The organism is Vibrio pectenicida (assembly GCA_024347015.1).
In the GTDB taxonomy this organism is placed as follows: Bacteria; Pseudomonadota; Gammaproteobacteria; order Enterobacterales; family Vibrionaceae; genus Vibrio; species Vibrio pectenicida.
Genome location: AP024889.1, coordinates 2,563,675 through 2,589,532, shown reverse-complemented (window position 1 = coordinate 2,589,532; position 25,858 = coordinate 2,563,675). Strand labels below are relative to the sequence as shown.

General features: G+C 40.2%; 26 protein-coding genes. 14 read left to right on the top strand and 12 right to left on the bottom strand.

Annotation, left to right across the window (positions count from 1 at the left end; all coding sequences use genetic code 11):
* Positions 1 to 53 precede the first annotated feature (53 nt).
* Positions 54 to 431, bottom strand: coding sequence for an autonomous glycyl radical cofactor GrcA (grcA, locus tag OCV27_RS11870; RefSeq protein WP_125322278.1), 378 nt, complete (start codon positions 429 to 431; stop codon positions 54 to 56).
* An 808-nt stretch (positions 432 to 1,239) separates the two neighbouring features.
* On the opposite strand from grcA, the gene ung reads away from it, so the two are divergent.
* Both ung and OCV27_RS11860 read left to right on the top strand, forming a co-directional pair.
* Entirely contained in the window at positions 1,240 to 1,926 is a 687-nt protein-coding gene (ung, locus tag OCV27_RS11865; protein WP_125322279.1) for a uracil-DNA glycosylase, read from the top strand.
* Between the two features lie 100 nt (positions 1,927 to 2,026).
* Complete coding sequence (locus tag OCV27_RS11860; RefSeq protein ID WP_125322280.1) at positions 2,027 to 2,578, top strand: hemerythrin domain-containing protein; 552 nt, start codon at positions 2,027 to 2,029, stop codon at positions 2,576 to 2,578.
* 40 nt (positions 2,579 to 2,618) lie between these two features.
* Here OCV27_RS11860 and OCV27_RS11855 read toward each other — a convergent pair whose 3' ends face one another.
* A complete protein-coding gene (locus OCV27_RS11855) occupies positions 2,619 to 2,807 on the bottom strand; it encodes a DUF3545 family protein (RefSeq protein WP_125322281.1) in 189 nt (62 codons plus the stop codon).
* Positions 2,808 to 3,509: 702 nt separating this feature from the next.
* On the opposite strand from OCV27_RS11855, the gene OCV27_RS11850 reads away from it, so the two are divergent.
* The 5 genes from OCV27_RS11850 to OCV27_RS11830 all read left to right on the top strand — a co-directional run bounded on the left by OCV27_RS11850 (position 3,510) and on the right by OCV27_RS11830 (position 8,218).
* A complete protein-coding gene (locus OCV27_RS11850; protein WP_125322282.1) occupies positions 3,510 to 4,943 on the top strand; it encodes an alanine/glycine:cation symporter family protein in 1,434 nt (477 codons plus the stop codon).
* Between the two features lie 98 nt (positions 4,944 to 5,041).
* A complete protein-coding gene (yaaA, locus tag OCV27_RS11845) occupies positions 5,042 to 5,815 on the top strand; it encodes a peroxide stress protein YaaA (protein ID WP_125322283.1) in 774 nt (257 codons plus the stop codon).
* A gap of 12 nt (positions 5,816 to 5,827) precedes the next feature.
* The gene (locus tag OCV27_RS11840; RefSeq protein ID WP_337969073.1) at positions 5,828 to 5,977 is read left to right on the top strand and encodes a hypothetical protein; all 150 of its coding nucleotides are present in this window, start codon (positions 5,828 to 5,830) and stop codon (positions 5,975 to 5,977) included.
* Positions 5,977 to 6,750: a TatD family hydrolase gene (locus OCV27_RS11835; protein WP_125322284.1), complete on the top strand. Its 774-nt coding sequence runs from the start codon at positions 5,977 to 5,979 to the stop codon at positions 6,748 to 6,750. The genes OCV27_RS11840 and OCV27_RS11835 overlap by 1 nt, the downstream gene beginning before the upstream one ends.
* Positions 6,751 to 6,952: 202 nt before the next feature.
* Entirely contained in the window at positions 6,953 to 8,218 is a 1,266-nt protein-coding gene (locus OCV27_RS11830) for a NupC/NupG family nucleoside CNT transporter (protein ID WP_125322285.1), read from the top strand.
* Between the two features lie 95 nt (positions 8,219 to 8,313).
* Here the strand turns inward: OCV27_RS11830 and aroQ are convergent, their stop codons facing one another.
* Complete coding sequence (aroQ, locus tag OCV27_RS11825) at positions 8,314 to 8,868, bottom strand: gamma subclass chorismate mutase AroQ (RefSeq protein ID WP_125322286.1); 555 nt, start codon at positions 8,866 to 8,868, stop codon at positions 8,314 to 8,316.
* Positions 8,869 to 9,125: 257 nt separating this feature from the next.
* On the opposite strand from aroQ, the gene deoC reads away from it, so the two are divergent.
* Positions 9,126 to 9,902, top strand: a complete 777-nt coding sequence (gene deoC, locus OCV27_RS11820) for a deoxyribose-phosphate aldolase (protein ID WP_125322287.1) — start codon at positions 9,126 to 9,128, stop codon at positions 9,900 to 9,902.
* A gap of 82 nt (positions 9,903 to 9,984) precedes the next feature.
* On the top strand, positions 9,985 to 11,313 hold the full coding sequence (deoA, locus tag OCV27_RS11815; RefSeq protein ID WP_125322299.1) for a thymidine phosphorylase: 1,329 nt from the start codon (positions 9,985 to 9,987) through the stop codon (positions 11,311 to 11,313).
* Between the two features lie 93 nt (positions 11,314 to 11,406).
* Here the strand turns inward: deoA and OCV27_RS11810 are convergent, their stop codons facing one another.
* Positions 11,407 to 12,012, bottom strand: coding sequence for a YtjB family periplasmic protein (locus OCV27_RS11810; protein WP_125322288.1), 606 nt, complete (start codon positions 12,010 to 12,012; stop codon positions 11,407 to 11,409).
* A 103-nt stretch (positions 12,013 to 12,115) separates the two neighbouring features.
* On the opposite strand from OCV27_RS11810, the gene serB reads away from it, so the two are divergent.
* Positions 12,116 to 13,096: a phosphoserine phosphatase gene (gene serB / locus OCV27_RS11805; RefSeq protein WP_125322289.1), complete on the top strand. Its 981-nt coding sequence runs from the start codon at positions 12,116 to 12,118 to the stop codon at positions 13,094 to 13,096.
* Between the two features lie 84 nt (positions 13,097 to 13,180).
* Here the strand turns inward: serB and OCV27_RS11800 are convergent, their stop codons facing one another.
* Positions 13,181 to 15,526 (bottom strand): PilZ domain-containing protein, encoded by a 2,346-nt coding sequence (locus OCV27_RS11800; protein ID WP_125322290.1) that lies wholly within the window; start codon positions 15,524 to 15,526, stop codon positions 13,181 to 13,183.
* 134 nt (positions 15,527 to 15,660) lie between these two features.
* Here OCV27_RS11800 and radA point away from each other — a divergent pair, with 134 nt between their 5' ends.
* On the top strand, positions 15,661 to 17,040 hold the full coding sequence (gene radA, locus OCV27_RS11795; RefSeq protein WP_125322291.1) for a DNA repair protein RadA: 1,380 nt from the start codon (positions 15,661 to 15,663) through the stop codon (positions 17,038 to 17,040).
* 47 nt (positions 17,041 to 17,087) lie between these two features.
* On the opposite strand, the gene csdA is transcribed toward radA, so the two are convergent.
* The 4 genes from csdA to OCV27_RS11775 form a co-directional block, all read right to left on the bottom strand.
* On the bottom strand, positions 17,088 to 18,299 hold the full coding sequence (gene csdA / locus OCV27_RS11790) for a cysteine desulfurase CsdA (protein WP_125322292.1): 1,212 nt from the start codon (positions 18,297 to 18,299) through the stop codon (positions 17,088 to 17,090).
* Positions 18,296 to 18,901 carry a DJ-1 family glyoxalase III gene (locus OCV27_RS11785; RefSeq protein ID WP_125322293.1) on the bottom strand — a complete coding sequence of 202 codons (606 nt, stop codon included), beginning with the start codon at positions 18,899 to 18,901 and terminating at the stop codon, positions 18,296 to 18,298. The genes csdA and OCV27_RS11785 overlap by 4 nt, the downstream gene beginning before the upstream one ends.
* Complete coding sequence (panE, locus tag OCV27_RS11780) at positions 18,894 to 19,778, bottom strand: 2-dehydropantoate 2-reductase (RefSeq protein ID WP_125322300.1); 885 nt, start codon at positions 19,776 to 19,778, stop codon at positions 18,894 to 18,896. The genes OCV27_RS11785 and panE overlap by 8 nt, the downstream gene beginning before the upstream one ends.
* Before the next feature lie 112 nt (positions 19,779 to 19,890).
* Complete coding sequence (locus OCV27_RS11775; RefSeq protein ID WP_125322294.1) at positions 19,891 to 20,715, bottom strand: nucleoside-specific channel-forming Tsx family protein; 825 nt, start codon at positions 20,713 to 20,715, stop codon at positions 19,891 to 19,893.
* Between the two features lie 334 nt (positions 20,716 to 21,049).
* Here OCV27_RS11775 and OCV27_RS11770 point away from each other — a divergent pair, with 334 nt between their 5' ends.
* From OCV27_RS11770 to OCV27_RS11760, 3 genes are all read left to right on the top strand, one after another.
* On the top strand, positions 21,050 to 21,619 hold the full coding sequence (locus OCV27_RS11770; protein WP_125322295.1) for an LON peptidase substrate-binding domain-containing protein: 570 nt from the start codon (positions 21,050 to 21,052) through the stop codon (positions 21,617 to 21,619).
* Positions 21,620 to 21,756: 137 nt separating this feature from the next.
* Positions 21,757 to 22,341, top strand: coding sequence for a sigma-70 family RNA polymerase sigma factor (locus OCV27_RS11765; protein WP_125322296.1), 585 nt, complete (start codon positions 21,757 to 21,759; stop codon positions 22,339 to 22,341).
* Complete coding sequence (locus tag OCV27_RS11760; RefSeq protein ID WP_125322297.1) at positions 22,338 to 23,000, top strand: ChrR family anti-sigma-E factor; 663 nt, start codon at positions 22,338 to 22,340, stop codon at positions 22,998 to 23,000. Before OCV27_RS11765 ends, OCV27_RS11760 begins: the two co-directional genes overlap by 4 nt.
* Before the next feature lie 51 nt (positions 23,001 to 23,051).
* Here the strand turns inward: OCV27_RS11760 and OCV27_RS11755 are convergent, their stop codons facing one another.
* From OCV27_RS11755 to OCV27_RS11745, 3 genes are all read right to left on the bottom strand, one after another.
* Positions 23,052 to 24,434 carry an AmpG family muropeptide MFS transporter gene (locus tag OCV27_RS11755; RefSeq protein WP_125322298.1) on the bottom strand — a complete coding sequence of 461 codons (1,383 nt, stop codon included), beginning with the start codon at positions 24,432 to 24,434 and terminating at the stop codon, positions 23,052 to 23,054.
* Positions 24,435 to 24,686: 252 nt separating this feature from the next.
* On the bottom strand, positions 24,687 to 25,244 hold the full coding sequence (locus OCV27_RS11750; RefSeq protein ID WP_125321836.1) for a peptidylprolyl isomerase: 558 nt from the start codon (positions 25,242 to 25,244) through the stop codon (positions 24,687 to 24,689).
* Complete coding sequence (locus OCV27_RS11745; RefSeq protein WP_125321838.1) at positions 25,244 to 25,813, bottom strand: YajG family lipoprotein; 570 nt, start codon at positions 25,811 to 25,813, stop codon at positions 25,244 to 25,246. Before OCV27_RS11745 ends, OCV27_RS11750 begins: the two co-directional genes overlap by 1 nt.
* Positions 25,814 to 25,858 lie beyond the last annotated feature (45 nt).

Here is a 25,858-nt window from a genome sequence, read left to right as displayed (position 1 = left end):
AGACAACTAAGTATCAAAAAGGCGTATCGCTACGCCTTACAATTAGGCACCTACTAAAGCGATTCTGTAAATGTACGAGCAATTACATCACGTTGCTGCTCCGTTGTCAGAGAATTAAAACGAACAGCATAGCCTGAAACTCGGATAGTAAGTTGGGGGTATTTTTCAGGATTTTCTACAGCATCTTCTAGTGTTTCACGTTTTAGTACGTTGATGTTTAGGTGCTGGCCTCCTTCGATACGCGGTGCAGTTTCAATCGCGACTTCTCTGCTCTCATACTCACCGAGTTCACTGGTTGCTATAATTTGATCTGTGGTGAATCCATGTTCTGCCGCTACACATCGAGCTTCACCTTTATCACTATCGAGCAACCATATTGAGTTAAGTAACGTGTTATTGGCTGCTTTAGTAATTTGTATACCTTGAATCATGCCTATCTCCTAGTCGATATTAATAGCTAGTGGTGTTTTTTTTCAAAAACTTATGTTCTGGATACTATATAACCTATTTATAGGCACTTGATTTTGATTTTTATCAATTGAAGTTAACTATTTTTAATTACTTGAAATATAGTGATTTGATTGAGATTAGCCTTATGTATGTTGATTGTTTTTTGCTTTAGTTATGTTTCTAGTATGTTGATATTTCCCAGAATTATTGTTGTAAGTTTACTACAATGTTGGTTTTCAATGAGAAGTGACGATCATCAATTTCTGGTTGAGGTATAGCTGAAAAGTTGAAAACGATAAGAGGGTTTATTTTTTATTCTAATCCTTGTCATTCTGAGAATCATTTATAGAAGGGTCTAAATTGAATCAAAAATCAGTACGATTACTGGATATGTTTGTCAGAGTTAGATCGTTATAGATACCCAATAGGTTTTACGCTTCAAGTGATATGAATTTTTGTTTAACTTGTGGAATAAAAACTAAATTTAGTTTTATTAATGCGAATACTTGGTTGGCTGTAAATTATCATAGGATGAATGACTTTTTGAATGTTGGCATTAAATTTTCATAGCATAACTAGGCTTTAACTCTACTGAGGACATGATTATGCCATACACATCATTTTATACTCGTGCTCGAGTTTCTCGTTTTCCTATGCCAAACCGCCATGTGGTAGGGCAAGGGCATTATAGGACTCCGCAAAAACACTGACGTACTATCTCTAATTGCTTTGTTCCTTTGACACTTTTTGCGACAATCATTGCAGCAAGAACCGGAAAAGGAACAACACATGAGCCAGTCATTGGTATGGCATGATGTAATTGGAGCTGAAAAACAGCAGGATTACTTCCAGCAAACATTAAGCTTTGTTGAATCTGAGCGAGCATTGGGAAAGGTCGTTTTTCCTGCGGAAAAAGATGTCTTTAATGCTTTTCGTGCTACTGAATTTGGTAATATAAAGGTAGTCATTCTTGGGCAGGATCCTTATCACGGTCCCAAGCAAGCACATGGTTTATGTTTTTCTGTTCTCCCAGGGATTAAACCACCCCCTTCACTTACCAATATGTATAAAGAGTTGTCTCAGGATATTGAGGGTTTTGAGAGTCCTCCTCATGGATATCTACAGAGCTGGGCCGAGCAAGGTGTGCTTTTGTTAAATACAGTACTGACTGTTGAGCAAGGTAAGGCTCATTCACATGCTAAAACAGGTTGGGAAACATTTACAGATAGAGTGATTGAGGCGGTTAATAGGCAACAGTCTGGTGTTGTATTTTTATTATGGGGTTCACACGCCCAGAAGAAAGGACGATTTATAGATCGAGAGCGACATCATGTCCTAGTAGCACCACATCCATCTCCTCTTTCAGCCCATCGAGGTTTTTTCGGTTGTCGGCACTTTTCTCAAGCTAATCAAATTCTTCACTCGATAGGAAAGTCAGCAATTGACTGGCGTTTGCCAATATCAGTCACAATATGAAGCTAAGCTTACTTTTTGTGTTTATTCTTGGAACGACATCAAACTTATCATGGTGGTTTCCTTATACACTTATAAAAAATAAGTTTTAAGGAGACTTATCATGATGATGGAAAGGATCCGTAGAGAGCATAGCTATATGGTCCGGCTTTTGGCTGTATTAAAACAGAACATTGCTCAACTACAGGCTGAAAAGTTTATTAATTATAGCTTGGTTAAAGAAGTTGTGGACTATTTGGCGAATCATTCAGAACGTGTACATCATCCTAAAGAAGATATTCTCTATAACTATTATATGGAACATTATGGGCATAAACAGGAACTAGAGAATTTGGAACACGAGCATGAGGTATTATCGGACAAAACTCATACTTTTCTTAATACGGTCGAAATGATCCTTCAGGATGCTGTTGTACCACAAGATATGTTTGTTAAGCAGCTCGAGGAGTTCATCTTAGCGCAAAAACGTCATTTAGAGATAGAAGAGCGTTTCATCCTGCCATTAATTGAAAAAAGCTTTAATCTCCATGACTGGCAAGAGGTTGAGAAACTGTGGAGTGTTGGTGAGAGTGATCCTGTGTTTGGTGATACTATCGCAGAAGAATACCAGCAAATTGCTAACCGCGTTCGCCAAGGTGAGCAGGACTGTGTTTGAGCTAAAGTAAAAAGAGGCATATTAATGCCTCTTTTTAATGTCAATAATCGAAATCGAGTTGATCAAAATTATCGAAGCCGATATCCATATCTTTTAATTCACGTTGTAGTCTCTGCTTGTCCTTAATTGCCTCAATTTCTCGCCATTTACGTTTAACTGGCTTAGAGCGTGTCGCTCTAGTTTTTGGAAAATCCATTTCCATAATTTCTTCAAAGTTTAAGCCTTCCATAAGCCACCTCTTTAAATGATTTCTCTTTGAAGGGTACCGTTTAAATACCACTCTGTTTGAAGCGTAACCTTGATTGGTTTCTCATTTGTTACGATTTAATTAACTTTTTATGCTTTTTTTATTTGGCTTCACAGAAAAATGATGAAAATTTGTTGTTTTTTTATGCAATCAGACCCCTTTTTGTATGCAAATTACAACAAACTAAATGTTAAATGTGTGTTTAATAAATGGTCGATTACAATTAGTATGCATTGTGGCTCATTACTAGTGGTTGAGCATGATGGTTGTCTTGAAAGTAAGTAGTAGAAAGATGAGGGTGAGTCCTTGATGTTAAAGGAGCGACGATCATTTAAAGAGTAGTATTAGGTTGTAGAGTTATCTATTGTTTATTGTTGTTAAATTTTAATGCTAATGTTTTTAAATTGTGTTTTTTGTGTTCTTTTTTGTGTTAGCTAATGGTGATTTTATAGTTAAATATACCATTCATGTGAGCCTTGTTACCTATTGATTTTTGACGTTTGAGATTGCATTATCCGCCAGTCAAAAAATACGTTGTTACGTAAAATGGAAGCATGAGGCGCGTTTTACATATCTGGGTTGCACGATAAACAAATAATAATACTAAGCAGAGTTGACACTTGGTTGGCAACTGGATGGAAGGCAAGGAAGCAGAGAACAGCGAACACTCAATATGAGGATCTTATGACAGATTTAATTAATTTGATGAATGACCTGCTTTGGGGCTCGATTCTGGTTTATCTACTGGTTGGCGTCGGTGTGTACTTTACATTCAGACTTGGCTTTATCCAGTTTAGACATTTTGGCCATATGTTTTCGGTTCTAAAGAACAGCCGTAAAACTGATAGTGCAGGTATCTCATCATTTCAAGCATTGTGTACTAGCCTTGCTGCGCGTGTAGGCACGGGTAATATGGCGGGTGTTGCTGTTGCGTTAACAGCGGGTGGCCCAGGTGCAATTTTTTGGATGTGGCTTATTGCTATGCTTGGGATGGCAACATCATTTGCAGAAAGTACATTAGCCCAGCTATACAAAACCAAAGATGATGATGGTAACTACCGTGGTGGCCCAGCGTATTATATGGAAAAAGGCCTTGGTATGCGCTGGATGGGAGTGCTCTTTTCCATTTTCCTAATTATCGCTTTTGGTTTGGTATTTAATGCTGTTCAAGCAAACTCTATTGCAGGTGCGATGAACACCGCTTTCGGTTGGGATGAAACATACGTCGGTATTGCAGTTGTTGTACTTTCAGCAGTGATCATTTTTGGTGGTATAAAACGAATCGCGCGTGTTGCTGAGATGATAGTTCCTGCAATGGCACTTCTATACTTGCTTCTTGCCCTATTTGTCGTATTCACCAACATTGAAAAGTTGCCTGCTGTTCTGAGCTTGATTTTTAAGAGTGCTTTTGGTCTACAAGAAGCCGCTGCTGGTGGGTTAGGCTATGCTATTGCTCAAGCAATGATCAATGGTATTAAACGTGGTCTATTCTCGAATGAGGCAGGTATGGGTTCTGCTCCAAATGCAGCTGCGTCAGCGACACCTTATCCCCCGCATCCTGCATCTCAAGGTTACGTACAAATGCTGGGTGTGTTTATGGATACTATTGTCATTTGCTCGGCGACAGTGGCGATTATTCTTATGTCTGGTGAGTATGTACCTCATGGTGAGATTACCGGTATTGAGTTGACTCAGGCCGCACTTAGCTCTCAGGTTGGTCCTTGGGGTGGGGTTTTTGTTGCAGTAGCGATTTTCTTCTTTGCCTTTACTTCTATTATTGCCAACTATTCGTATGCTGAAACTAACTTAATATTCCTTAAACATAACCATAGAGCAGGTTTGAGCATCTTCCGCATTGTTGTTCTAAGCATGGTGATGTTCGGTGCTATAGCTTCTTTACCAGTTGTTTGGTCATTAGCTGATGTTTCCATGGGTATGATGGCTATCGTTAACCTAGTGGCAATTCTGTTGCTATCTGGTATCGTGATCAAGTTAGCTAAAGACTATAATCGCCAGCTTAAAGCAGGTAAGGTTCCAACTTTTGACTGTAATGATTTCCCAGAGCTGAAATCACAGCTAGAAGACGGTATTTGGGATAACAACAAAAAAGAATCATAGACGCTAGCTATACTAATGATACAAAAAGCCATGCAGACATTGCATGGCTTTTTTTGTACCCTATAGATAATCACAACAGCCAGGATAGAGTAAAAGTCATGTTAATCGTCGTATCACCTGCAAAAACTTTAGATTATGATTCACCATTGGCGACAGAGAAACATTCTCAGCCTGAATTGGTTGGGTATTCAAAACAATTGATCGACGTATGCCGCAAGCTTACTCCTGCTGACGTGGCTAGTTTAATGAAAGTTAGTGACAAGATTGCAGATTTGAATGTTGGGCGTTTCCAAGAATGGAGTGATAAGTTCACAATAGATAATTCTCGTCAGGCTATTTTGGCTTTCAAAGGGGATGTATATACTGGACTAGATGCTCAAACCTTAACTGATGACGATTTTGACTATGCGCAAAAACATTTGCGGATGTTGTCTGGACTATATGGGCTTCTTAAGCCTCTCGATTTAATGCAGCCTTATCGGTTAGAAATGGGCACTAAACTCGGCAATGATAAAGGAAGTAACTTGTATCAATTCTGGGGGAATGTAATTACAGACAAGTTAAACCATGCCATCTCAGAGCAGGGCGATAATGTGCTGATAAACTTAGCTTCTAATGAATACTTTAAGGCGGTAAAACCCAAGCTACTTACTGCCCAAGTCGTGACGCCAATCTTTAAAGATTGCAAAAATGGCCAATATAAGGTCATCAGTTTCTACGCCAAAAAAGCACGAGGTATGATGGCGAGATATATTATTGAAAACCGTATCGATAGTGTGGCAGACCTGACTAAATTTGCAGTGGCAGGATATTATTTTGTTGAACAAGAATCTTCACCAACTGACTTGGTTTTTAAACGAAATGAGCAATAAAGGTCGTTGACTATGTATACTTGGTTAAAAAAATGGATTGAACGTTATGGCTTATGGTGTACTTCACTTGGATTTGTTGGAGAAAGCAGCTGTTGGTGTGTTCATTACCATAATAATTTGATTGAGCAAGTATCAGATTCTATTCACAAGGCGCAATTATAATGCGCCTTTTTGATACTCACTGCCATTTTGATTTTGATATTTTTGCTGGTGATTTTGCTTCGCAGCTTCAATTGGCCAAAAAGCAGTGTGTTGAACGAATCATGCTGCCTTCAGTTGGTCCTTCAAATTGGGAAAGATTGCTAGCATTGTCATCTGAATATGCTGGTCTATATATCGCAATGGGGATACATCCTTACTTTCTTAAAAGTAACAGCATGCAGGATTTACCAAGTCTATATAAGCTGTTTGATAGTCCTATTGAGACATGTCACGCTATTGGTGAGTGTGGTTTAGATGGGCTAATCGACATCGATTATAAGGTACAAAGAAAAGTGTTTGGTGCTCAGATAGAGTTAGCAAATAACTTGAAATTCCCCTTGATACTTCACAGTAGAAAAACACATAACGAAGTTCTTCAACAGTTAAAAAAATACAAGTTTCCTTTTGGAGGCGTGTTACATGGCTTTTCTGGTAGCTATCAACAGGCCATGCAGTTTGTTGAACTAGGTTTTTATATTGGTATTGGTGGGGTGATAACCTATCCTCGTGCTCGAAAAACCCGTCAGACAGCCATTGATTTGCCTCTTGAATGTATTGTGCTGGAGACTGATTCACCGGACATGCCGTTATATGGTGAGCAAGGAAAGCCTAATCATCCTTCCATGCTGGTTCAAATTTTGTCTTGCTTAGCAAATCTTCGAGGTATCGACGAAAAGCTTATTGCTCATTCGATGTGGAAGAATGGAAATCTAGCTTTCAAAATATGTGAATAGTTTCCGACGAAAGATTGCCAGTGTGATTTGTTAACCTATTATTGGTGATCTGAGTCACATAAATGAGTGGACGCATGATGAATCTTATTAGAAACTGTGAAGACCGCATTACCTTAACTGTGGACGGATGAGTATAATTGCCCCGCTTTATAACTCCATATTGCAACACGCCAATAAACAACATATAAGGAAGTCATAAACTATGAGCCTGTTTATGAGCCTAGTCGGTATGATAGTGCTACTCGCAATTGCTGTAGCTTTATCTAGTAACCGTAAAGCTATTAATTTAAGAACGGTGGGTGGCGCATTCGCTATTCAATTTGCACTGGGTGCATTTATTCTATATATCCCGTGGGGGCAGGAGTTGCTTAAAAGTTTCTCTGACGGTGTTTCTGATGTTATTGCCTACGGTAACCAAGGTACAGAGTTTATCTTTGGTGGCCTAGTGTCAGGCAAGATGTTTGAAATCTTCGGTGGTGGCGGTTTTGTTTTCGCTTTCCGCGTACTCCCTACACTAATTTTCTTTTCGGCATTCATTTCTGTTTTGTACTACGTCGGTATTATGCAGTGGGTGATTAAGATTCTTGGAGGTGCTCTTCAAAAGATATTGGGGACTTCTCGATCAGAATCTATGTCTGCGGCTGCAAACATTTTCGTCGGTCAAACCGAAGCTCCTTTAGTCGTTCGCCCTTTTATCCCTAAAATGACTCAATCTGAGTTATTTGCAGTTATGTGTGGTGGTTTAGCCTCTGTTGCTGGTGGTGTACTTGCTGGCTATGCGTCTATGGGTGTTCCTATTGAGTACCTAGTGGCAGCATCGTTTATGGCAGCTCCTGGTGGTTTACTGTTTGCTAAAATAATCATGCCTGAGACGGACAAGCCAAATGATAACTTGGATGCCGAAATTGATGGTGAAAAAGATAAGCCAGCGAACATTATTGATGCCGCAGCAGGTGGTGCAGCCGTGGGTTTGCAGTTAGCACTCAACGTCGGTGCTATGCTACTTGCTTTCGTTGGTCTTATCGCACTGGCTAATGGAATTCTGGGTGGTGTTGGTGGTTGGTTTGGTATGCCTGAACTGACACTAGAGCTGATCCTAGGTTATGTTTTTTCTCCACTTGCATTCTTAGTTGGTGTGCCATGGGAAGAAGCAGTGATAGCCGGTTCATTTATTGGTCAAAAAGTAGTGGTGAATGAATTTGTTGCTTATTCCAATTTTGCTCCTTTCTTAGGTGACGCCGCGGAAATCGTTTTGTCTGAGAAGACAAAGGCAATTATCTCATTTGCACTGTGTGGTTTTGCTAACCTATCCTCGATTGCCATTCTTTTAGGTGGCCTTGGTGGGCTTGCGCCTCAACGTCGTTCAGAAATTGCTCGTATGGGTATGAAAGCTGTAGCGGCTGGCACACTATCAAACTTAATGGCTGCGACAATAGCAGGTTTCTGCCTAACTTTATCTGGTATGTAACCTTTACATCTAATTGATGTTAAAAACCCCGCTCATTTCGTTAGCGGGGTTTTTTTATACTATTGATCTTAAATGAAAAAATAAAAAACCTAAGCTTAATTTGAGGTAGTCTTGAGCTGCACGTTTTGTAAAGCCTTAAAGATCATTTTTTTGTCGCTATCTTTTAAATAGGGGACTGTAACTATCGTATCAAATGTTTGATACTGATCGTCAGTAAATTTACCTCCAGCTTTTAGAAAATTAGAAATTGAAGCATTTAACTCATTTCCAAGTTTGATCAGAGCTGGGCGTACTTCAGTTTTTAAATCTCGATTTTTCTGGGGTATACCAGCTGGTTGTGTAAGCATATCAGCACGATAACGATATTGAATGGCTTTAGCCGCTGCTATTAAGCTGGCGGTAAGCTCTGTGGTTGATGTACCATCTAAGTCATGTTTTTCACTGGCGGCTTTTGATTTCTCTATTACAACAGCTTCTCTTTTTATATCTTCAATAGCGAGATTGTTTTTTATCTTATATATTGCAACATCTTGCATATATGACATTCGTAGATTAATTTTCTCAAATACGGCTTTAGATGCTTCTTGAGCATGAGAGAATATAGGTAACGCGAGAAGGGTAGCTAATAAGAAACCATGTATTTTCTGCATTTTCTTTTCCTATGGGTAATCAATGGTAATGATTGATTCTTCTAACATGAATTTATTTTGTAGTCATATTTTTCTTACTCATTATTAGTTTAGATCTTCTGAGATTCCTCTTATTTATCCCCAAAAAATAGGCATAAATTTAAGTTAAATGATTTTTGAGATACAAACCGTTTGCGTTTTATCGCTGGCTACCGTTCTATATTAAACCTAGGTATTGTGATTTTGTGTGGGTATATGAATATTGATCGGAGATAGAAATGAGCGATTTAAAAGCTGCAGCGTTACGTGCGCTTAAACTTATGGATCTGACTACGTTGAATGATGATGATACGGATGCCAAGGTTATTACCTTGTGTCATGATGCTAAATCAGTAGTAGGTAATACTGCGGCCATCTGTATTTATCCACGTTTCATACCAATCGCTAAAAAGACACTTAGAGAGCAAGGTACACCTAACATCAAAATTGCGACGGTAACTAATTTTCCTCATGGCAATGATGATATTGATATTGCCGTTGCTGAAACGAAAGCTGCTGTGGCTTACGGTGCTGATGAAGTTGACGTTGTATTCCCATACCGAGCTCTTATAGCCGGCAATGAAGAAGTAGGCTTCGAGCTTATAAGGCAGTGTAAACAAGTCTGTGGAGATATTTTACTCAAAGTAATTATTGAAACAGGTGAGCTACAACAAGAAACGCTTATCAAGAAAGCATCTGAGATAGCGATCAAAGCTGGTGCTGATTTTATCAAAACTTCAACCGGTAAAGTGCCAGTTAACGCTACGCCCGAGTACGCTCGTATGATGCTTGAAGTTATTCGCGATATGAATGTCGCTTCAAGTGTTGGTTTTAAACCTGCTGGAGGAGTGCGCACTGCTGAAGATGCCGCAGATTATTTAGCAATGGCTGATGAGATATTGGGTAGTCAGTGGGTAGATACTCGTCACTACAGGTTTGGAGCATCTAGTCTTTTGACCAGCCTTCTGAATACATTAGAAGTGACAGATAAAACGGCTGATCCTGCAGCTTATTAGTTTTTCTATTTCTTGGTGGTGAATGTCTACTCACCACCATGCCTATATTACTATCAACCACCAGTTTGTGTGGGAGAATCTAATGTATTTACCTCAAGAAATCATACGTCGAAAGCGTGATGGTGAAGTGCTTACCTCTGATGAGATTAAATTTTTTATTCAAGGTATTGCCACTAATAGCGTTTCTGAAGGTCAGATAGCGGCTTTTGCGATGGCAATTTTTTTTAATGAAATGACGATGCCTGAACGTATTGCGTTGACTTGTGCCATGCGTGATTCAGGAATGGTTATTGATTGGAGTCAACAGGATCTTCCTGGGCCTATTGTAGATAAGCATTCAACGGGTGGCGTAGGAGATGTGACCTCATTAATGTTAGGGCCTATGGTTGCAGCATGTGGTGGCTTTGTCCCTATGATTTCAGGTAGGGGGCTCGGCCATACTGGGGGGACGCTTGACAAACTTGAGTCTATTCCAGGGTATAATATTATGCCATGTAATGCGGTTTTTTCTGATGTTACCAGACAAGCTGGAGTCGCTATTATTGGCCAAACCTGTAACTTAGCGCCTGCTGATAAACGTCTTTACGCAACTCGAGATATCACTGCAACCGTTGATAATATCTCTCTTATCACTGCTTCTATTTTATCGAAAAAACTAGCAGCTGGATTAGAATCTCTGGTCATGGATGTTAAAGTCGGTTCCGGTGCCTTTATGCCAACTTATGAAGAGTCTGAGCATTTGGCTAAATCTATCGTGGGGGTTGCTAATGGCGCAGGCACCAAAACAACTGCAATTTTAACTGATATGAATCAAGTATTGGCATCTTCAGCAGGTAACGCACTTGAAGTACAAGAAGCGGTTAAGTTTTTGACTGGGGAATATCAAAATCCTCGCCTTCTTGAAGTGACCTTGGCTCTAGGAGCAGAAATGTTAGTGCTGGGGAGATTGGCTGATAACACTGAACATGCACGCTTGAAGTTAACTGAAGTCTTGAATAATGGTAAAGCAGCTGAATGCTTTAGTCGTATGGTTGCTGGTTTAGGTGGGCCAATAGACTTTGTCGACAATTACTACAATTACTTAGAAAAATCACCTATTGCTGAACCAGTATTTGCCGAGCAAGATGGTGTGGTGACGGCGATGAATACTCGCGTGATAGGTTTGGCTGTTGTTGCTATGGGAGGCGGGCGTCGATCTGCTACCGATACTGTTGATTATGCGGTAGGATTTGACCACTTTATTCGCTTGGGTGAGCGAGCATCTTCTGATAGGCCGCTAGCCGTTATCCATGCTCGAAATGAAGAGCAGTGGAAAGAGGCTGCAGCCTCACTCCAGCAAGCCATCACAATCGGGAGTGAGTATTCACCAACTCCAGAAATTTATCGTCAAGTTCGTGCTGAAGACCTTTAATGAAATGCTCTTGATTCGACTATTCTGGTGGTCAACCATTAAGTGCTCTGGTGTACAATAAGGTTGGTACCATATATCAACCTTATTGCTTGTTTATCCAAGTTCCTTTAACAGTAGATTTTCACTTTTACCCTTTGGTTTTCTACGTACAACCATAGTCAAAAGCAATCCAGTAATAAAACTCATTCCGACCATAGTGTACATATAGCGATCACTTTTTCTGTAGTAATGATCGGAGAAAGCCGTCACTTTTCCAGTTTCGAAGGTAAGACGTACAAAGCCTATCACGACATTATCGTATATAACTGGCTCAACAAGTTGTTGCTTGCCTATGCGAGCTGTTTCGAGTGGTGTGTCTAAACCAAGAATTTCTCGTACACTTTTACTTTTATCGCTTGAAGCTAATCGAACGCCTTGAGCGTCGTAAATAGTAGCATCAAATACCAAGTCGTCTATGGCGAGTTGATTGGTTAATTTTAATAAGCGTTCTTGATCTTGGCTCGCGATCATATCTCCTGCGGCCAAAGAGGCTTGTGATACCAAAACCTTAATTAGAGTGTCTAATTGATTTTTTTGGATCTCTTGATTAGCCTGAGTAATTTTGACGCTATTGATGCCAATAACCATTAGCATCACGATCAAAGAAAAGATAGCGAGTACTCTCAGTGCCATGCGGAATGAAAACAGGGAAGATTCCATATTCACCTAAACAGAAGATAAGTTTACTATAAAGAATATTGATACTTGCGCAGGTAAATTGCAATAGGTTAAGTTGTGGTTAAGTTTTTTAGGAATAATTCACATGGAAACGTTTAAGACTCTTTCTATTCAAAAACAGACTCATTTATACAGTAGGTTGTCAGCAGCCAGATTAACGAGCCACTTAGATAAGGTGAAGGCAAATTGGATTATCTTTGGTGAGCACTTACGGGACGAGCATTTCGAACGAATCAACTTTTACACCGGATACAATAATAATATTGTTGATGTATGGAAAGTGGGTCATTACCAAGTTGCCTTAATGGAAGGTGATTTTTTTTCAGAGCATGAAGAAATTCTTCAATCGTTAGAGCTTGATTATGCAGCTCTTAACGATTTACCAGATTTATCTACACCGGGGCTGATAGTGTTGGATATGGATTCTACAGCTATAAAAATCGAATGCATTGATGAAATTGCGAAACTGGCGGGGGTTGGGGATGAAGTCTCTGAACTAACTGAAAGAGCAATGCAAGGTGAGCTTGATTTTGAACAAAGTCTTCGTAAGAGAGTTGCAGCTCTTGCTGGTGCTGATGTATCAGTACTTACTAAAGTCCGAGATGAGTTGACTTTGATGCCTGATCTTTCCAGTTTAATTTATACACTCCATCAATTTGGCTGGAAGACGGCAATTGCCTCTGGGGGCTTTACCTATTTCTCTGATCACCTCAAAAACACATTAAACTTACATTATGCTCGTTCTAATCAGTTGGAAATTATTGATGGCAAGCTGACAGGGTGTGTGCTTGGAGAGGTTGTATCTGCACAGACTAAAGCCGATATCTTACATGAATTAGCGGAATTGTATGCAATAGAAGATCACAATACGGTTGCTGTGGGAGATGGGGCCAATGATTTGCTGATGATGGAAGCAGCAAGTTTAGGAATTGCCTATAATGCTAAGCCCAAAGTGGAGCAGTTAGCACAAACTGCGGTACGTTATTCAGGGCTTGGAGGCGTACTATGTATTTTATCTGCAGCGTTAGCTAAACAAAAAAAGATCAGTTTTAAAGCTAAACCATAGTCCCCTATATTCTTTATTCTTTGTGAGGTGGTTTATAGTAATCGAATTACTTTTTCACGAAACCAACTCACAAGGAAGAGCATTCTATTCATTCGGCAGCTCTAAACGAAGTGTTACTTCTTCGGTGATATCTATAATTTCATTATAACCTACGATACCGCTGATTTCTTTTTCTAGCGTTCGCGCATGATGCATATTGATTGGAGCTAGCTCGGTTATGTCTTCTTGAAGCAATGCACTCATAGGTTCAAACACGGGAGCGCAACATATACGGATAGCATAGAAATTACCAAGAGATTGAGCGTTTTTAATAAAATCAATACGCTCTTTTATTGACTCAAACTCGCCGATGAGTTTTGATTCGTAGGAGTGAATACGGTTACCAAAAAGAGTAATAGCGAGATAAATTTCATGAAATTGTGGTTGAGCATCATCTATGTGTTTCATCGGTTGGGCTAGTAGGGTATTTGTGTGCCCTTTGTATATAGGCTCAAGAGAAAACTTATCTTCTTTGCCAAGTTTCGCCAGTAAAACCAGGTAAGGAGGCAGTGGGAAATTGACTCCAATGATCCTAGGTTTTAGGGTTCTGGTCGGCTTCTCTACAAAAATAGGAGCACTTATCACTTTGTCTAACAAAATATCATGTAGACCCTCGAGTAACTCATTACTTGGAAGAACTTCTGTTATTGAATTTAACTTGTCTTGGTTGTGTTCAATTAAACTACCGAAAAACGCTATATTTTTCATTGTATGACTATCTTCGAGGATAACGAGTTGTAGACGTTTCCCTCCCGGAGATATTCTGATGACTTTATATGGTACTTTACTTAGAGCTGAGTTCTTATCGTGTTTGTCCAATTCAGTAAAGTTCACAGAACAGGTTTCTCCTGCTTTAAGTGTACTAGGGGATGTTAAAGCGATACTTATACCGCGTTTAGAAATATCTAGTGTGACTCCCGCGTGTGTTTGATTATTGACATCGGTTAATATCAAAGGAGAGCGGAATTGAAAACGTGGCTCTTTACGGCGAGATTTTGCATCATAGTAAATACAAATAGGGTTGTTAGTTGGATTACGTGCATGACGAAAACTATTAATGGAACTACTTGGCAGTTTAGGTTTGGGAGTGAGTAAGTAATCGTCATTGCTCATTTCAGTTGAGATCTCTTGAAGAATACCACAATGAGTTAGAGTACTGGCATCAAGGGTGAGTTCAGAGGAATGTTTGGCTAATTCTGCACATTCCTCTTTTGACAGCTCAAACATATGAATACGTAACACTCTCCAACTATCTTTTTTTGCACCCACATGACAGAAAAGTTGTCGTACCTCAGATTTAGCTTCTGGGAGCATCATAGAAAAGAATAGGGTTTTATCTTGATGAACATGAGTGAAAGAGTAAAAAATATGACTCTTATCTTGTGCTTCAGAGCGAATGAGATACTTAAGGCGTTGTGGGTTAAACAAGCTAGTTAATGCCTGTTGATTTCTCTCATCATGCCAATATTGCCAAATTGGTTGATTGTTTTCGGTCATCAAAGCGAGTTTAAGTTCAGAGCCACTAAAGAACAAAGGTAAATTACAGGTATGTTTGAGAAAAGTGTGCTCATAGCCTCTTGAGCGGGCTCGAATGACTTTATCTTGGGTGTCGTGCCGATTACGCTGGTTATCACTGTTGAGTTTACTTTCAATTAACTGTTCTACTACATTTGATTCTTCTAGTTTGAGCAAACGAAGAAATTTGACTGAATCGTTATCGTAAGACTCGTCAACACCAACAATTCGGTATTGTATTGGAGCCTTCAATTCTTCCAACTCTGATTCTTTAATCAATTCAACAAATCGAACTGAGATAGTTTCACCCGACTTATAGTCAAATGCAGAAGGGACTTTAAATTTTGCTCCAGATGGTGAAAGATCTATAGTTGTGGCATGAACTAGATCATTATTAACCTTAAATTCAATTTGAGAGGAGATTTTAAGACGGTTTTCTCGCCGCTTTAGGTCATAGCCAAGCTTAATCGTTTCTACATCGAAGATACTACTCTTTTCTGCGGTTTCATCTCCGTGCAGTTGTCCTCTTTTTTTCATCACGCGGAAGTTATTGTGTGTGTTACTTAAAGCTTCCCAAACACCTTCTGTGTAACCACCGAACTTGCGAACATTTTTTTGGTAGGTATTGAAAGCGACATCATCAAGCCAGTGTTTAATGCCATCCAGTTCATATTCTCGACATTCACCATTAACTCTGCCTCTTAGGTCGACAACTTTGGAGCATGGTACCATTACTCGATTGAGTTCCATTTTGACTAAAAGTTTGACGGACGGGGGCTCCCCTTCGGTTATTTGGCTAAGAAGGAAGTCAAAATCATCTGAGTGGTAAGCAGGAATCAATCGTTCTGCTAACGATAATATTTCAGTTTGCTCCATCGGTTCTTGTTTGACTGCCTCTCGTATGAAATATCTACCTTGATATATAAAACTTTAGTGTTATGTTACAACGAATCAAGGTCTATTGATGATGAATGATAACGTGATCGTTATAAATTTGGGTCTGGAGTGTTATGGCAAAGGTAAAAAGAGCTTACGTATGTAATGATTGTGGGGCAGATTTTCCTAGATGGCAGGGGCAATGTAATGCATGTGGTGCTTGGAATACAATTAGTGAAATTAGGCTAGCTGCATCACCTAATACTAATAGCTATGAACGGTTAGCAGGTTATGCAGGGAATTCAGGCGAAACTCAGGTTCAGATACTCTCTGAGATTAATTTACAAGAAGTACCACGCTTTAGTAGTGGTTTTAAAGAGCTTGACCGAGTGCTTGGAGGTGGTGTTGTTCCTGGTGCTGCAATTTTAATCGGTGGAAATCCTGGCGCGGGAAAATCTACCTTACTTTTACAAACTATGTGTTACTTAGCTTCTCAAATGCCAACGTTATATGTTACTGGGGAGGAATCCTTACAACAGGTCGCCATGCGTGCTTCACGTTTAGGACTACCCAAAGATAACTTGAAAATGTTGTCAGAGACTAATGTCGATCGAATTTGCCAGGTTGCAGAAAAGGAGCAGCCTAAACTTTTGGTTATAGACTCGATTCAGGTAATGCATGTTAGTGATGTGCAGTCTTCTCCTGGTAGTGTTGCTCAAGTACGTGAATCTGCAACGGCTTTAACTCGCTATGCAAAACAAAATAACGTCGCTGTATTTATTGTCGGACATGTAACGAAGGATGGTACACTGGCCGGTCCTAAGGTGCTAGAACATATTATTGACTGCTCAGTGTTGCTTGATGGCGGAACTGATAGTCGTTTCAGAACGCTTCGCAGCCATAAAAACCGTTTTGGTGCTGTGAATGAGTTAGGCGTTTTTGCTATGACTGGTCAGGGGCTAAAAGAAGTCAGTAATCCTTCAGCAATCTTTCTTTCTAGAGGTGAAGAAGAGTCATCTGGTAGTTCAGTTATGGTGGTGTGGGAAGGTACGCGTCCACTGCTTGTAGAAATACAAGCTTTGGTTGATTATTCCCAGTTAGCAAATCCGCGGCGTGTTGCTGTTGGTCTTGAACAAAATCGATTGTCTCTTTTACTTGCTGTATTGCATAAACATGGTGGTTTGCAGATGTCAGATCAGGATGTGTTTGTTAATGTTGTTGGTGGTGTTAAGGTCACTGAAACAAGCGCTGACTTGGCATTAGTGATGGCACTATTATCTAGCTTTAGAGACCGAGCTTTACCCCAAGATGTAGTGGTTTTTGGTGAGGTGGGGCTAGCTGGTGAAATACGCCCAGTACCTAGTGGTCAGGAACGATTGAATGAGGCATTTAAGCACGGCTTTAAGAAAGCTATTGTTCCAGCGGCCAACATGCCTAAAGGTGGCATTGCTGGGATGCAAATCCACGCAGTAAAAAAATTGTCAGATGCGATAGCTGCATTTGAAGAGTTATAAATTATCAGGGTTGAATTTGTTCAACCCTGAGTCCAGCTTTCATTTTCTTAGAGCATATCAACCGCTTTTTCGACACTTGCTATGAGTTGGTCAACGTCTTGTAGGGTATTATATATAGCAAAAGAAGCGCGCAATGTACCTTTTATCCCTAATGCATCCATTAAAGGATGAGCACAGTGATGACCTGCTCGTATTGCCACGCCTTGTTGGTCAAGTAAAGTTGCTACATCTTGATGATGGACGCCATCAATAACAAATGAAATCACGCTTGCTTTAGGCTGATATCCGATAACGTTGACACCTTCAATATTGGTCAGCTTGTGATAGGCTTGCTGGGTTATATCCTGAATATGTTTTTCAGCCTCCTGTATAGGCAAGGCTAAATACCAATCAATAGCAGTTGCTAGTGCAATTGCTCCTGCAACATTTGGTGTGCCAGCCTCGAATTTGCCAGGCAGTTCACTGTAAGTCGTGCCCATGAAAGACACTTGTTCGACCATCTTGCCGCCACCATGCCATGGTGGCATGGTTTCAAGTAACTCTAACCTTCCATAAAGAACACCAATACCAGTAGGAGCGTAGATCTTATGGCCTGAGAAAACATAAAAATCAGCACCAAGCTTTTGTACATCAATGGGCTCATGAACAATGCCCTGTGCACCGTCAATGACGACTTTAGCGTCCACTTTTTTAGCTTTGGCTATGACGTCTTCAATTGGAAGTCTGGTTCCTGTGACATTAGTGATATGAGCGAGTGCGACGATTTTTGTTTTACTAGAGAGTAAAGAGCTAAAAGCTTCCATATCCAAATGACAGCTTTGCGTCATTGGGATTTTTACCACTTTCGCCCCAGTTTGTTCTGCCACTATCTGCCATGGAACGATATTGGCGTGGTGTTCCATTTCACTGACTAAAATTTCATCATTAGGTTTGAGTGTATTTCGGGCATAAGTTTGAGCGATAAGGTTGAGAGCTTCAGTTGCCCCTCGAGTCCAAATGATTTCTTTCTCATTTTTAGCACCGATAAACTTGGCTAAAGTTTGACGTGCAGATTCAAAGTAATTGGTTGCGGTAGACGTTAAACTATGACTTCCTCGATGAACATTAGCATTTTGAGAGCGATAGTAGTGTGCAATGGTATCAATCACGCATTCGGGTTTCTGTGTGGTTGCTGCGCTATCAAGGTAAACAAGTGCTTGCTCATTAACTTTTTGTGTAAGAGCTGGAAATTGTGCGCGGATAGCATTTACATCTATCATAACTCAACGCCACCTAATTTCTGATAGTGAAGAGTTGGTAAAGTGATCATAGGCTCAGCGACGGCCCATGCATGTTTTTTACCAGATAGGTTGATAATAATTTCCATTGCGAACTCAAGAGCTGTTCCGGGACCTTGACTCGTGAGCAAATTATGATTGACATCATAGGTGACTCGTTTAGCTCGCCACTTATCTTGACCAATATGTGATTCAAAACTTGGGTGACAAGTCATAAGAGCATCTGGATAAAGGTTATGATGGGCCAGTACTAACGCTGGGGCCGCGCAGATAGCGGCAACCAATTTACCTTCATACATTTGTTGGCGAACGATTTCGATTAGCAGTGTGCTATCGCGAAAGACTTCAGAGCCTCCTACGCCACCAGATAAAATAATAGCGTCAAACTCGTTGTCAGCAATATCAACCAGTTTACAATCAGCGGTTAGTGTTACTCCGCGCGACGCTTTCATCGCCAACTGACCTTCGAAATCAGCACTTGCAACAACGACTTGATAGCCCGCTCGTACCATCATATCAATGACAGTGATGGCTTCCATCTCTTCCGTACCCGGAGCTATGGGTACCAGTACTTTTTTAGTCATGGTTTTGTTCAATCTGCTTAATTTGTTGAAAGAGCTTTTCGTTGATTGGCACAAGGATGTTATGCGCTTTTGCTCTTTGTAAAAGGTAACCTGTAATAAAGTCTATCTCGCTTGGACGCTTATGGTAAATATCTTGATGCATAGACGAGTGATTTTTAGACGTTGCCTCAATCACCTGATTGACCTTATTTATTAGACTATCGCTAGTTATAAGTATACCTTCAGCGTTTAAAACTTGGCTTATTTCTTCTGCCAACGAAGTGATTATTTTTTGATAATTTGGGCAAGACAACTGTCCATTTTTGACTTGATTGATCGCAGTCAGTGGGTTGATGCTGCAATTTATCGCCAGCTTATGCCAAATTGGATTGAGGATATCAGAGTGCCATGTTGCCTTGGGTAGCGCATGCTCAAATACGGGTTGTAAAAAATCACAACGTTTACCAGCATCGTTGTACCCGCCTAATTGAGTATGGCCTTTACCTGTATGTTGTACTTGAAAAGGCTTTGGGCGAAACGCCCCATGTGTGGTTATAGCAATCACAAGTGGGTTATTCGGTAATAAAGTGTTGATAGTCTCTGCTGTCCCCATACCATTATGCATTAAGACTACAATGGTTTCTTTGGGGATGTTAAGTGCCATTGATTTAATAGCTGATTGTACCTGAGGCGCCTTAACTGTAACCAGTAAAACATCTGCTGATGCAAGCTTGTCTCGATAATTATTCTTAAATTCAATGGCAGAATGATTATCTAATTGAAGAGAAATCGATGGGTTTTGCTGCCGAGACCAAAGTGAGACCGAATGGCCAGCAATATTCAAATTATATGCCCATAAAGAGCCAATAGCTCCTGGGCCAACAATAACGATATTCATCTTAATAACTAGAGATGCGAGTTTACCAAGAGAATACGATGATACAAATATATTGCCAACCAAAAATGGCACTCAAGAGTGCCATTTTAAAAATTTTAGCTCGTAAGTCGGTTTAGAACTTATAAGTGACCGATACGTAATGACCAATACCGGAAGACTCATTCTCTGGGAAATTACCGTTTGCATCAGGCCAAGGACGATTGGTACCATCTTCGAAGCCATATACATCTTTAAACAGTTTTAAACCATAACCTACAGCAAAGCGGTCTGAGTGCCAGTAGATACCATTAAACATTGCTGTCCCCGTGCTAGATTGAGAATATTCCTCTTTCATGTCGAACTGGAAATCTAGGTAACCTTGGTACGAAATAAATGAACCATTATCAAAGTGATAAAAAGGCTTAAACCAGTTAGTAGAGAGCTGATAGCCGTTCCAATCTTTTCGTGAGTTATCGTAGTTAGCGTAAAGGTTCAAGCCTATTTTTCCTAGCCATGGAGCTATAACATCAGAACCCACACCAATTTTGTATTGTGCTTCTGTAGTACCACCATAAAAGATGTTTTCTGTCGCAATATACAACTCTTGTACAGGACCAAAAGATAGATCTTTGCCAGTAGCAGCGTCAAGCGACATACGTGGTGAAAATTTCATAAATAGCTTGTCAGAGCCTGATTTATCACTATCAGAGTCACCTGTAATGTTGAAATAATCAATATACCCGTAGAGGTCAAAAATTCCTGAACGACCGCCAAACTCCATTTCTAGGTAGTCATGGGTAGAATCAGAACCAGGACCCTTTTCATTAAAGGCTCCCATCAGGTTAAATTGAAGCCATTTGTAATCGTTTTTGTGGATATCACCGTCTGAGTAGTCGGCTGCCATAGCAGTACTAGACATTGCAGCAACAACACCAAGAGCTAAAAGTGATTTACGCATAGTGGGACTCTCTATGTATATTTGGTATGAAAATGTAGTTATGGTGCCGAAATGTACAATCTTCGTTGTATTTTGGCTGGCTGCATAATAGCGATAAAAGCATCACTTATCAGTGATGAAAAATAACATATTGCCCTTTTTTGTTGATATAAGTCACACTTTTAATCATTAAACCTCATTTTATGGAACTTGCATTTTTTTGATGAAGTAGCTGAAGATATCGTTTGCTTGCCGATTTTTTGGTTGATATCAGCATATCTTTCAAGTTCACTGTATTTGATCGAATTTCATGCAGCGACGTAAACCAATATAAATGGGTAAATGGTGTTTGATAGTGAAGGAAATAATGCTCTTTCCCCTAGGTTCAATGCTGTTGCCTAGTGGGAAAATGAAACTTCGAATCTTTGAGCCAAGATATAAAAGGCTTATAAAGCAAGCTTGTCAATCGGGTGGCACGTTTGGTGTTTGTCTTTTGGATACCAATGCACCATCCGCTGAGCCCGTTCTTTCGTCAGTAGGAACGTTGGCTAAAATTGTAGATTTTGAGGTGCTTGAAGGTGGTTTGTTAGGAGTTACTGTTGTAGGGACTAAGCGATTTAGGATTGGTTCGGTTAGGTCTGAATATGATGGTTTGAGACAAGCAAAAGTGGAATGGCTAAGCGCATGGTCTTATTCAAAAATAGAGGTGCAACATCAGCATTTGAGCGATCACCTTCAGGATGTTTACCGCCATTTTCCTCAGTTTTCTGAGCTTCACCCTCAATGTTTCTTTGATGATGCAAGCTGGGTGTGTCAGCGGTGGTTGGAGTTACTTCCAGTTAAACAAAGAGACGTTGATTTTTTACTGCTACAGAGAGATTGCCGAGAGGCGATAGAGTTTCTTTCTCTGTCAATAGACAGCTAAACTTGAAATAGCAAAAAGATGACCCGTAGTTTGATCGTAATTATTATGGCGTATTGATGACGAATAATGTGGTTTTAAAATGATCGCTTTACGTTTTTGGTTCGTATGATGTTAAAGCCCGCACAAGGAAACCCGATATGGTATCCAAGGACACTAAGTCGTTTGTTAAGCAAGATTGGTGTGAATACATGGAGAGAGTGAAAGAGCAGGATAAAGATGCGTTTTCTCTAGTATTTACACATTTTGCACCGCGGCTCAAACAGTTTGTATTTAAGCATATGGGAAACGAGCAAGTTGCTTTAGAACTTGTGCAAGAAACATTGGCGACAGTTTGGCGTAAAAGTCAGCTATTTGATGGTAGTAAAAGCTCGTTGTCGACCTGGATTTACACGATCGCGAGAAACTTATGCTTTGATACTCTTAGAAAACAACGTGGAAAAGAGCTACACATTTATTCTGAGGACATTTGGCCAGATGATTTTTGTCCGCCAGATCGTGTTGAAGATTACGCTCCTGAGCATGAAATGCTCAAAGAGCAGGTAGTTAAGTTCTTAAGTATTTTGCCCGAAGCTCAACGAAAAGTTGTGCAAGCAGTTTATCTGGAAGAGCTTCCCCATCAGCAAGTTGCGGAGATGTACGACATACCTGTGGGCACAGTGAAATCTAGACTTAGACTAGCGGTTGAAAAATTACGTCACTCTATGGAGGTAGAACGGTTATGAGCTATCATCCTGATTTTAAAATTCTTAAAGCATACGCGGCAGGTGAGCTCAATTCAGTTGATGGATTTGCCGTTGCTACTCATTTAGAAAACTGCCAAAGCTGCAAAGCAAAAGTTCTAAGCCACGAACAACATTTTGGAGAAGAATTGAGCTTGCTTCAAGGAGAACAAGACCTAAGTTTTGACTCCATGTTTACTAATATTATTGCATCTGAGCCTGATGTGATGCCGATAAAGCGTTTTAGGAAGCCTATATCGGTTGAGATTCACGGTAAACAGTTTTCCTTGCCGCTCTCACTGTCTAGATTTGAAGATAAAATAGGAGAGTGGCGAAGCTACGGAGGTAAGGTCTTCAGTGCGCCTATTGATGTGTGTGATACGGTGCGAATCAATTTATTATACATTGCAGAAGGGGTGAAAATTCCTCAACATACTCACAAAGGAATTGAATCAACTTTAATTTTGCATGGTGGATTTAGTGACGAAGAAGGGCATTACGAAGCCGGAGACTACTTGGTTAAAGATGCTTCGGATAAACACAGTCCTTTTACTAAAGCTGATGAAGATTGTTTGTGTCTTACCGTGTTAACCGAGCCAATGGTATTCACTCAAGGAGTTGCGCGGATATTCAACTTATTTGGTAAGGGGATGTACCCGTAAGTGGAGAGAAATAAAAAGGCTTGGTATTTTGAACTACCAAGCCTGTTTTATTTATTTGTCCAGACTCTGATTCACTTTCACATCTTTTTGTTGAGCCTTGTTTAATAAATCGGTGAAGTAATGCCGGAGTGAATACAGCATAATTAAGCTCGGAATCACCATCAAACAAGTAATAATAAAGAACATGGACCAATCGTTTAGGTAGTCGACCAGTTCGCCGCTAAACGATGCTAGCGTTGTACGCCCCAAATTACCTAATGACGCAAGTAAGGCATATTGAGTTGCGGAAAAAGCTTGCCCTGTAAGGACTGTTAGGAAAGATACAAATGCGACAGTTGAAAATGCAGTTGTGAAGTTGTCGACTAAGATAGTTGCCAAGAAAATGTGTTCATTTGGTCCTACAGAGGCTATCCAAGCAAACATTAGGTTACTGACCGACATTGTAATGCCGCCTATCATTAATCCACGTACTATTCCAAAACGAACGTTAAACATGCTACCTACTAAAGTGAAGACAATAGTTGCTCCCCAACCGATTAATTTAGAGTAGTAGCCTATTTGTTCATTGCTAAATCCAATCTCTTTATAGAAAGGAATGGACATGCGTCCAAGGAAAGCCTCTCCTATTTTGAATAGGAAAACAAATAGCAGCAGAGTTACGGCTACTCTGGTCCCATTACTTCTGAAAAAATCAAGGAAGGGTTCGATAACGGTAACTGTTAACCATGAAAAAGCTTTTGAACCCATCACTTCAGAGTGACGTTGCTCTGCTTGTTCCTGTAATTTTTCACGGTTGGTCTTTGGTTCAGTAACGAGAAGAGTGAAAACCATAAGAATAGCCACGAACATTGTCATACCATAGTAAACGCCATTCCAACCAATAGAGTCGGCGTTTATAAAGGCTAAGTATCCGGGGAGAGAGTATCCTGTCCACCATCCAATAATTGCCATTGCCGAGGCTTGTGGCAATTTAGAAGAATCTGATTTAGGGAAAGTGTCAATTCGAAAGGCATCGATAGCAATATCCTGAGTAGCTGAAGCAATTGCAATACCAAGAGCGAGCATGGACGTGAAGAGTAAGTTTTCTGCTGGATTGACTCCTGCGATCATTAAGGTGCAACTCAAGACTATAGATTGGCAGAAGAAAATCCAACTTCTTCTCTGTCCTAACAATGTATGCAGCAGTGGAAGTTTGACCCGATCAACCAGTGGCGCCCAAAGAAAATTGATCGCATAGACGACAAATACGCTGCCAAAATAACCAATGGCTGCTCGTGTAAGGCCAGCATCTTTGAGCCAACCGGACATATTAGAACCGATAAGAACCCATGGAAAGCCGCTAGAGCAGCCGAGCATGAAGACCCAAAGTAATCGTTTATCTAAGTAGCTACGGAGAGTTGCTAGCCATGAGTTTGAACAGGAATTGGTTGACATGAACTCATCCTAATAGAGTGTATTCTTAAGTAATAGAAAAATAGTAATAGAAAACTCTAGCCTATCAGGTTGGAGCTATAGGTTTAGGGCTTTGAAGCGGTCTAAGTATCTTTGGTGATAATAATGGTTGTCTCGAATACGTCAAGATAAATTACTTGTCTTTTTTTAATAAATAAAACCCCGTAATAAATATTTTTAATAAATAGAAAGGTAGTAACAAAATGCTCCGACCGGTCAGGTCAGAGCTAAATTTTAGGGTATTAAAGTCGCTTTAGTGATGATGATGGCTGTTTCAGGCACATTTTGAAAATTGCTTTTTGTGGTTGTGGGGACCTCACTCATTTTCTTCACGGTTTCAAATCCCCTAGTGACTTTGCCAAATACAGCATAGCCTGCAGATGAGTTTTGTTCATCGTTGCGAAAATTCAGGTATTCATTATTGTTATAATTGATAAAAAATTGTCGAGTGGCAGAATTTGGGTTGCGAGTTCTGGCCATGGCAATAGTTGCCACCTCATTCTTTAGTCCGTTTGATGCCTCATTTTTAATCGGGCTGTATGTAGGCACAGCTTTCATGTCCTTGTCTAGCCCACCACCTTGAGCCATAAACCCAGGGATAACCCGGTGAAATTGTGTGCCTACATAGCTGCCGTCTTCGACATATTTTTTAAAATTAGCGACAGTAATAGGTGCCTTTTGTTCATCTAGTTCAACGGTAAATGCTCCCAAGGTTGTTTCAAAAACGACTTTAGGGCCAGCAAAGGCTAAACTACTGAAAAGTGCAAGTGAAGCGATTATTACTTTCCACATTAGAAGCGCTCCTGCATGTAGTTTGTAAGTTCTCTATCGTTGGCGACTTCTTTAAGTACTATATTAGTAACGTCATTGAGCACCATGCCAATCTCATCTTCTGAGGCACTGAGAACGCCATTTCGTTTGGCAGTACCAGTATAAGTTTTTACTAGTTTACCTTTGGGAGTTTCCGCGGTAATTTCTAACACGACTTTACCGTCCATCTGGTTTTCCATTACAGAGTGCTTGACGGAAACTAATGCTTCTTGTATTTCAATGCGAACCGAATTTTCACTATTTACGGTACTGCGAAAACCCTGGGATTGAAACTGTTCCAGCAAGGCATTTTCAATACTAATTCGGATATTTTGCTTGGAGTGTATGGGCTCAATATTTGAACGACCACTATCTATTAGTGCAACATATTGAGCTGAACGAACATCTTTACTTGTTAGTGTGAAGCTTGCGTCTTGAACAAGGTTATTATTGCTCAGAACTGGCTGAGGTATAAAGTTTAGTTGCTCTTGCTGAGGAGATGAACATGCAGCAAGTAAAGCCACTGACGCGGTCAGAAACAGTTTTCTCATTATGACTTCCTTTAATCGTCGCTCTAAATTTAGAGACATGGTAGT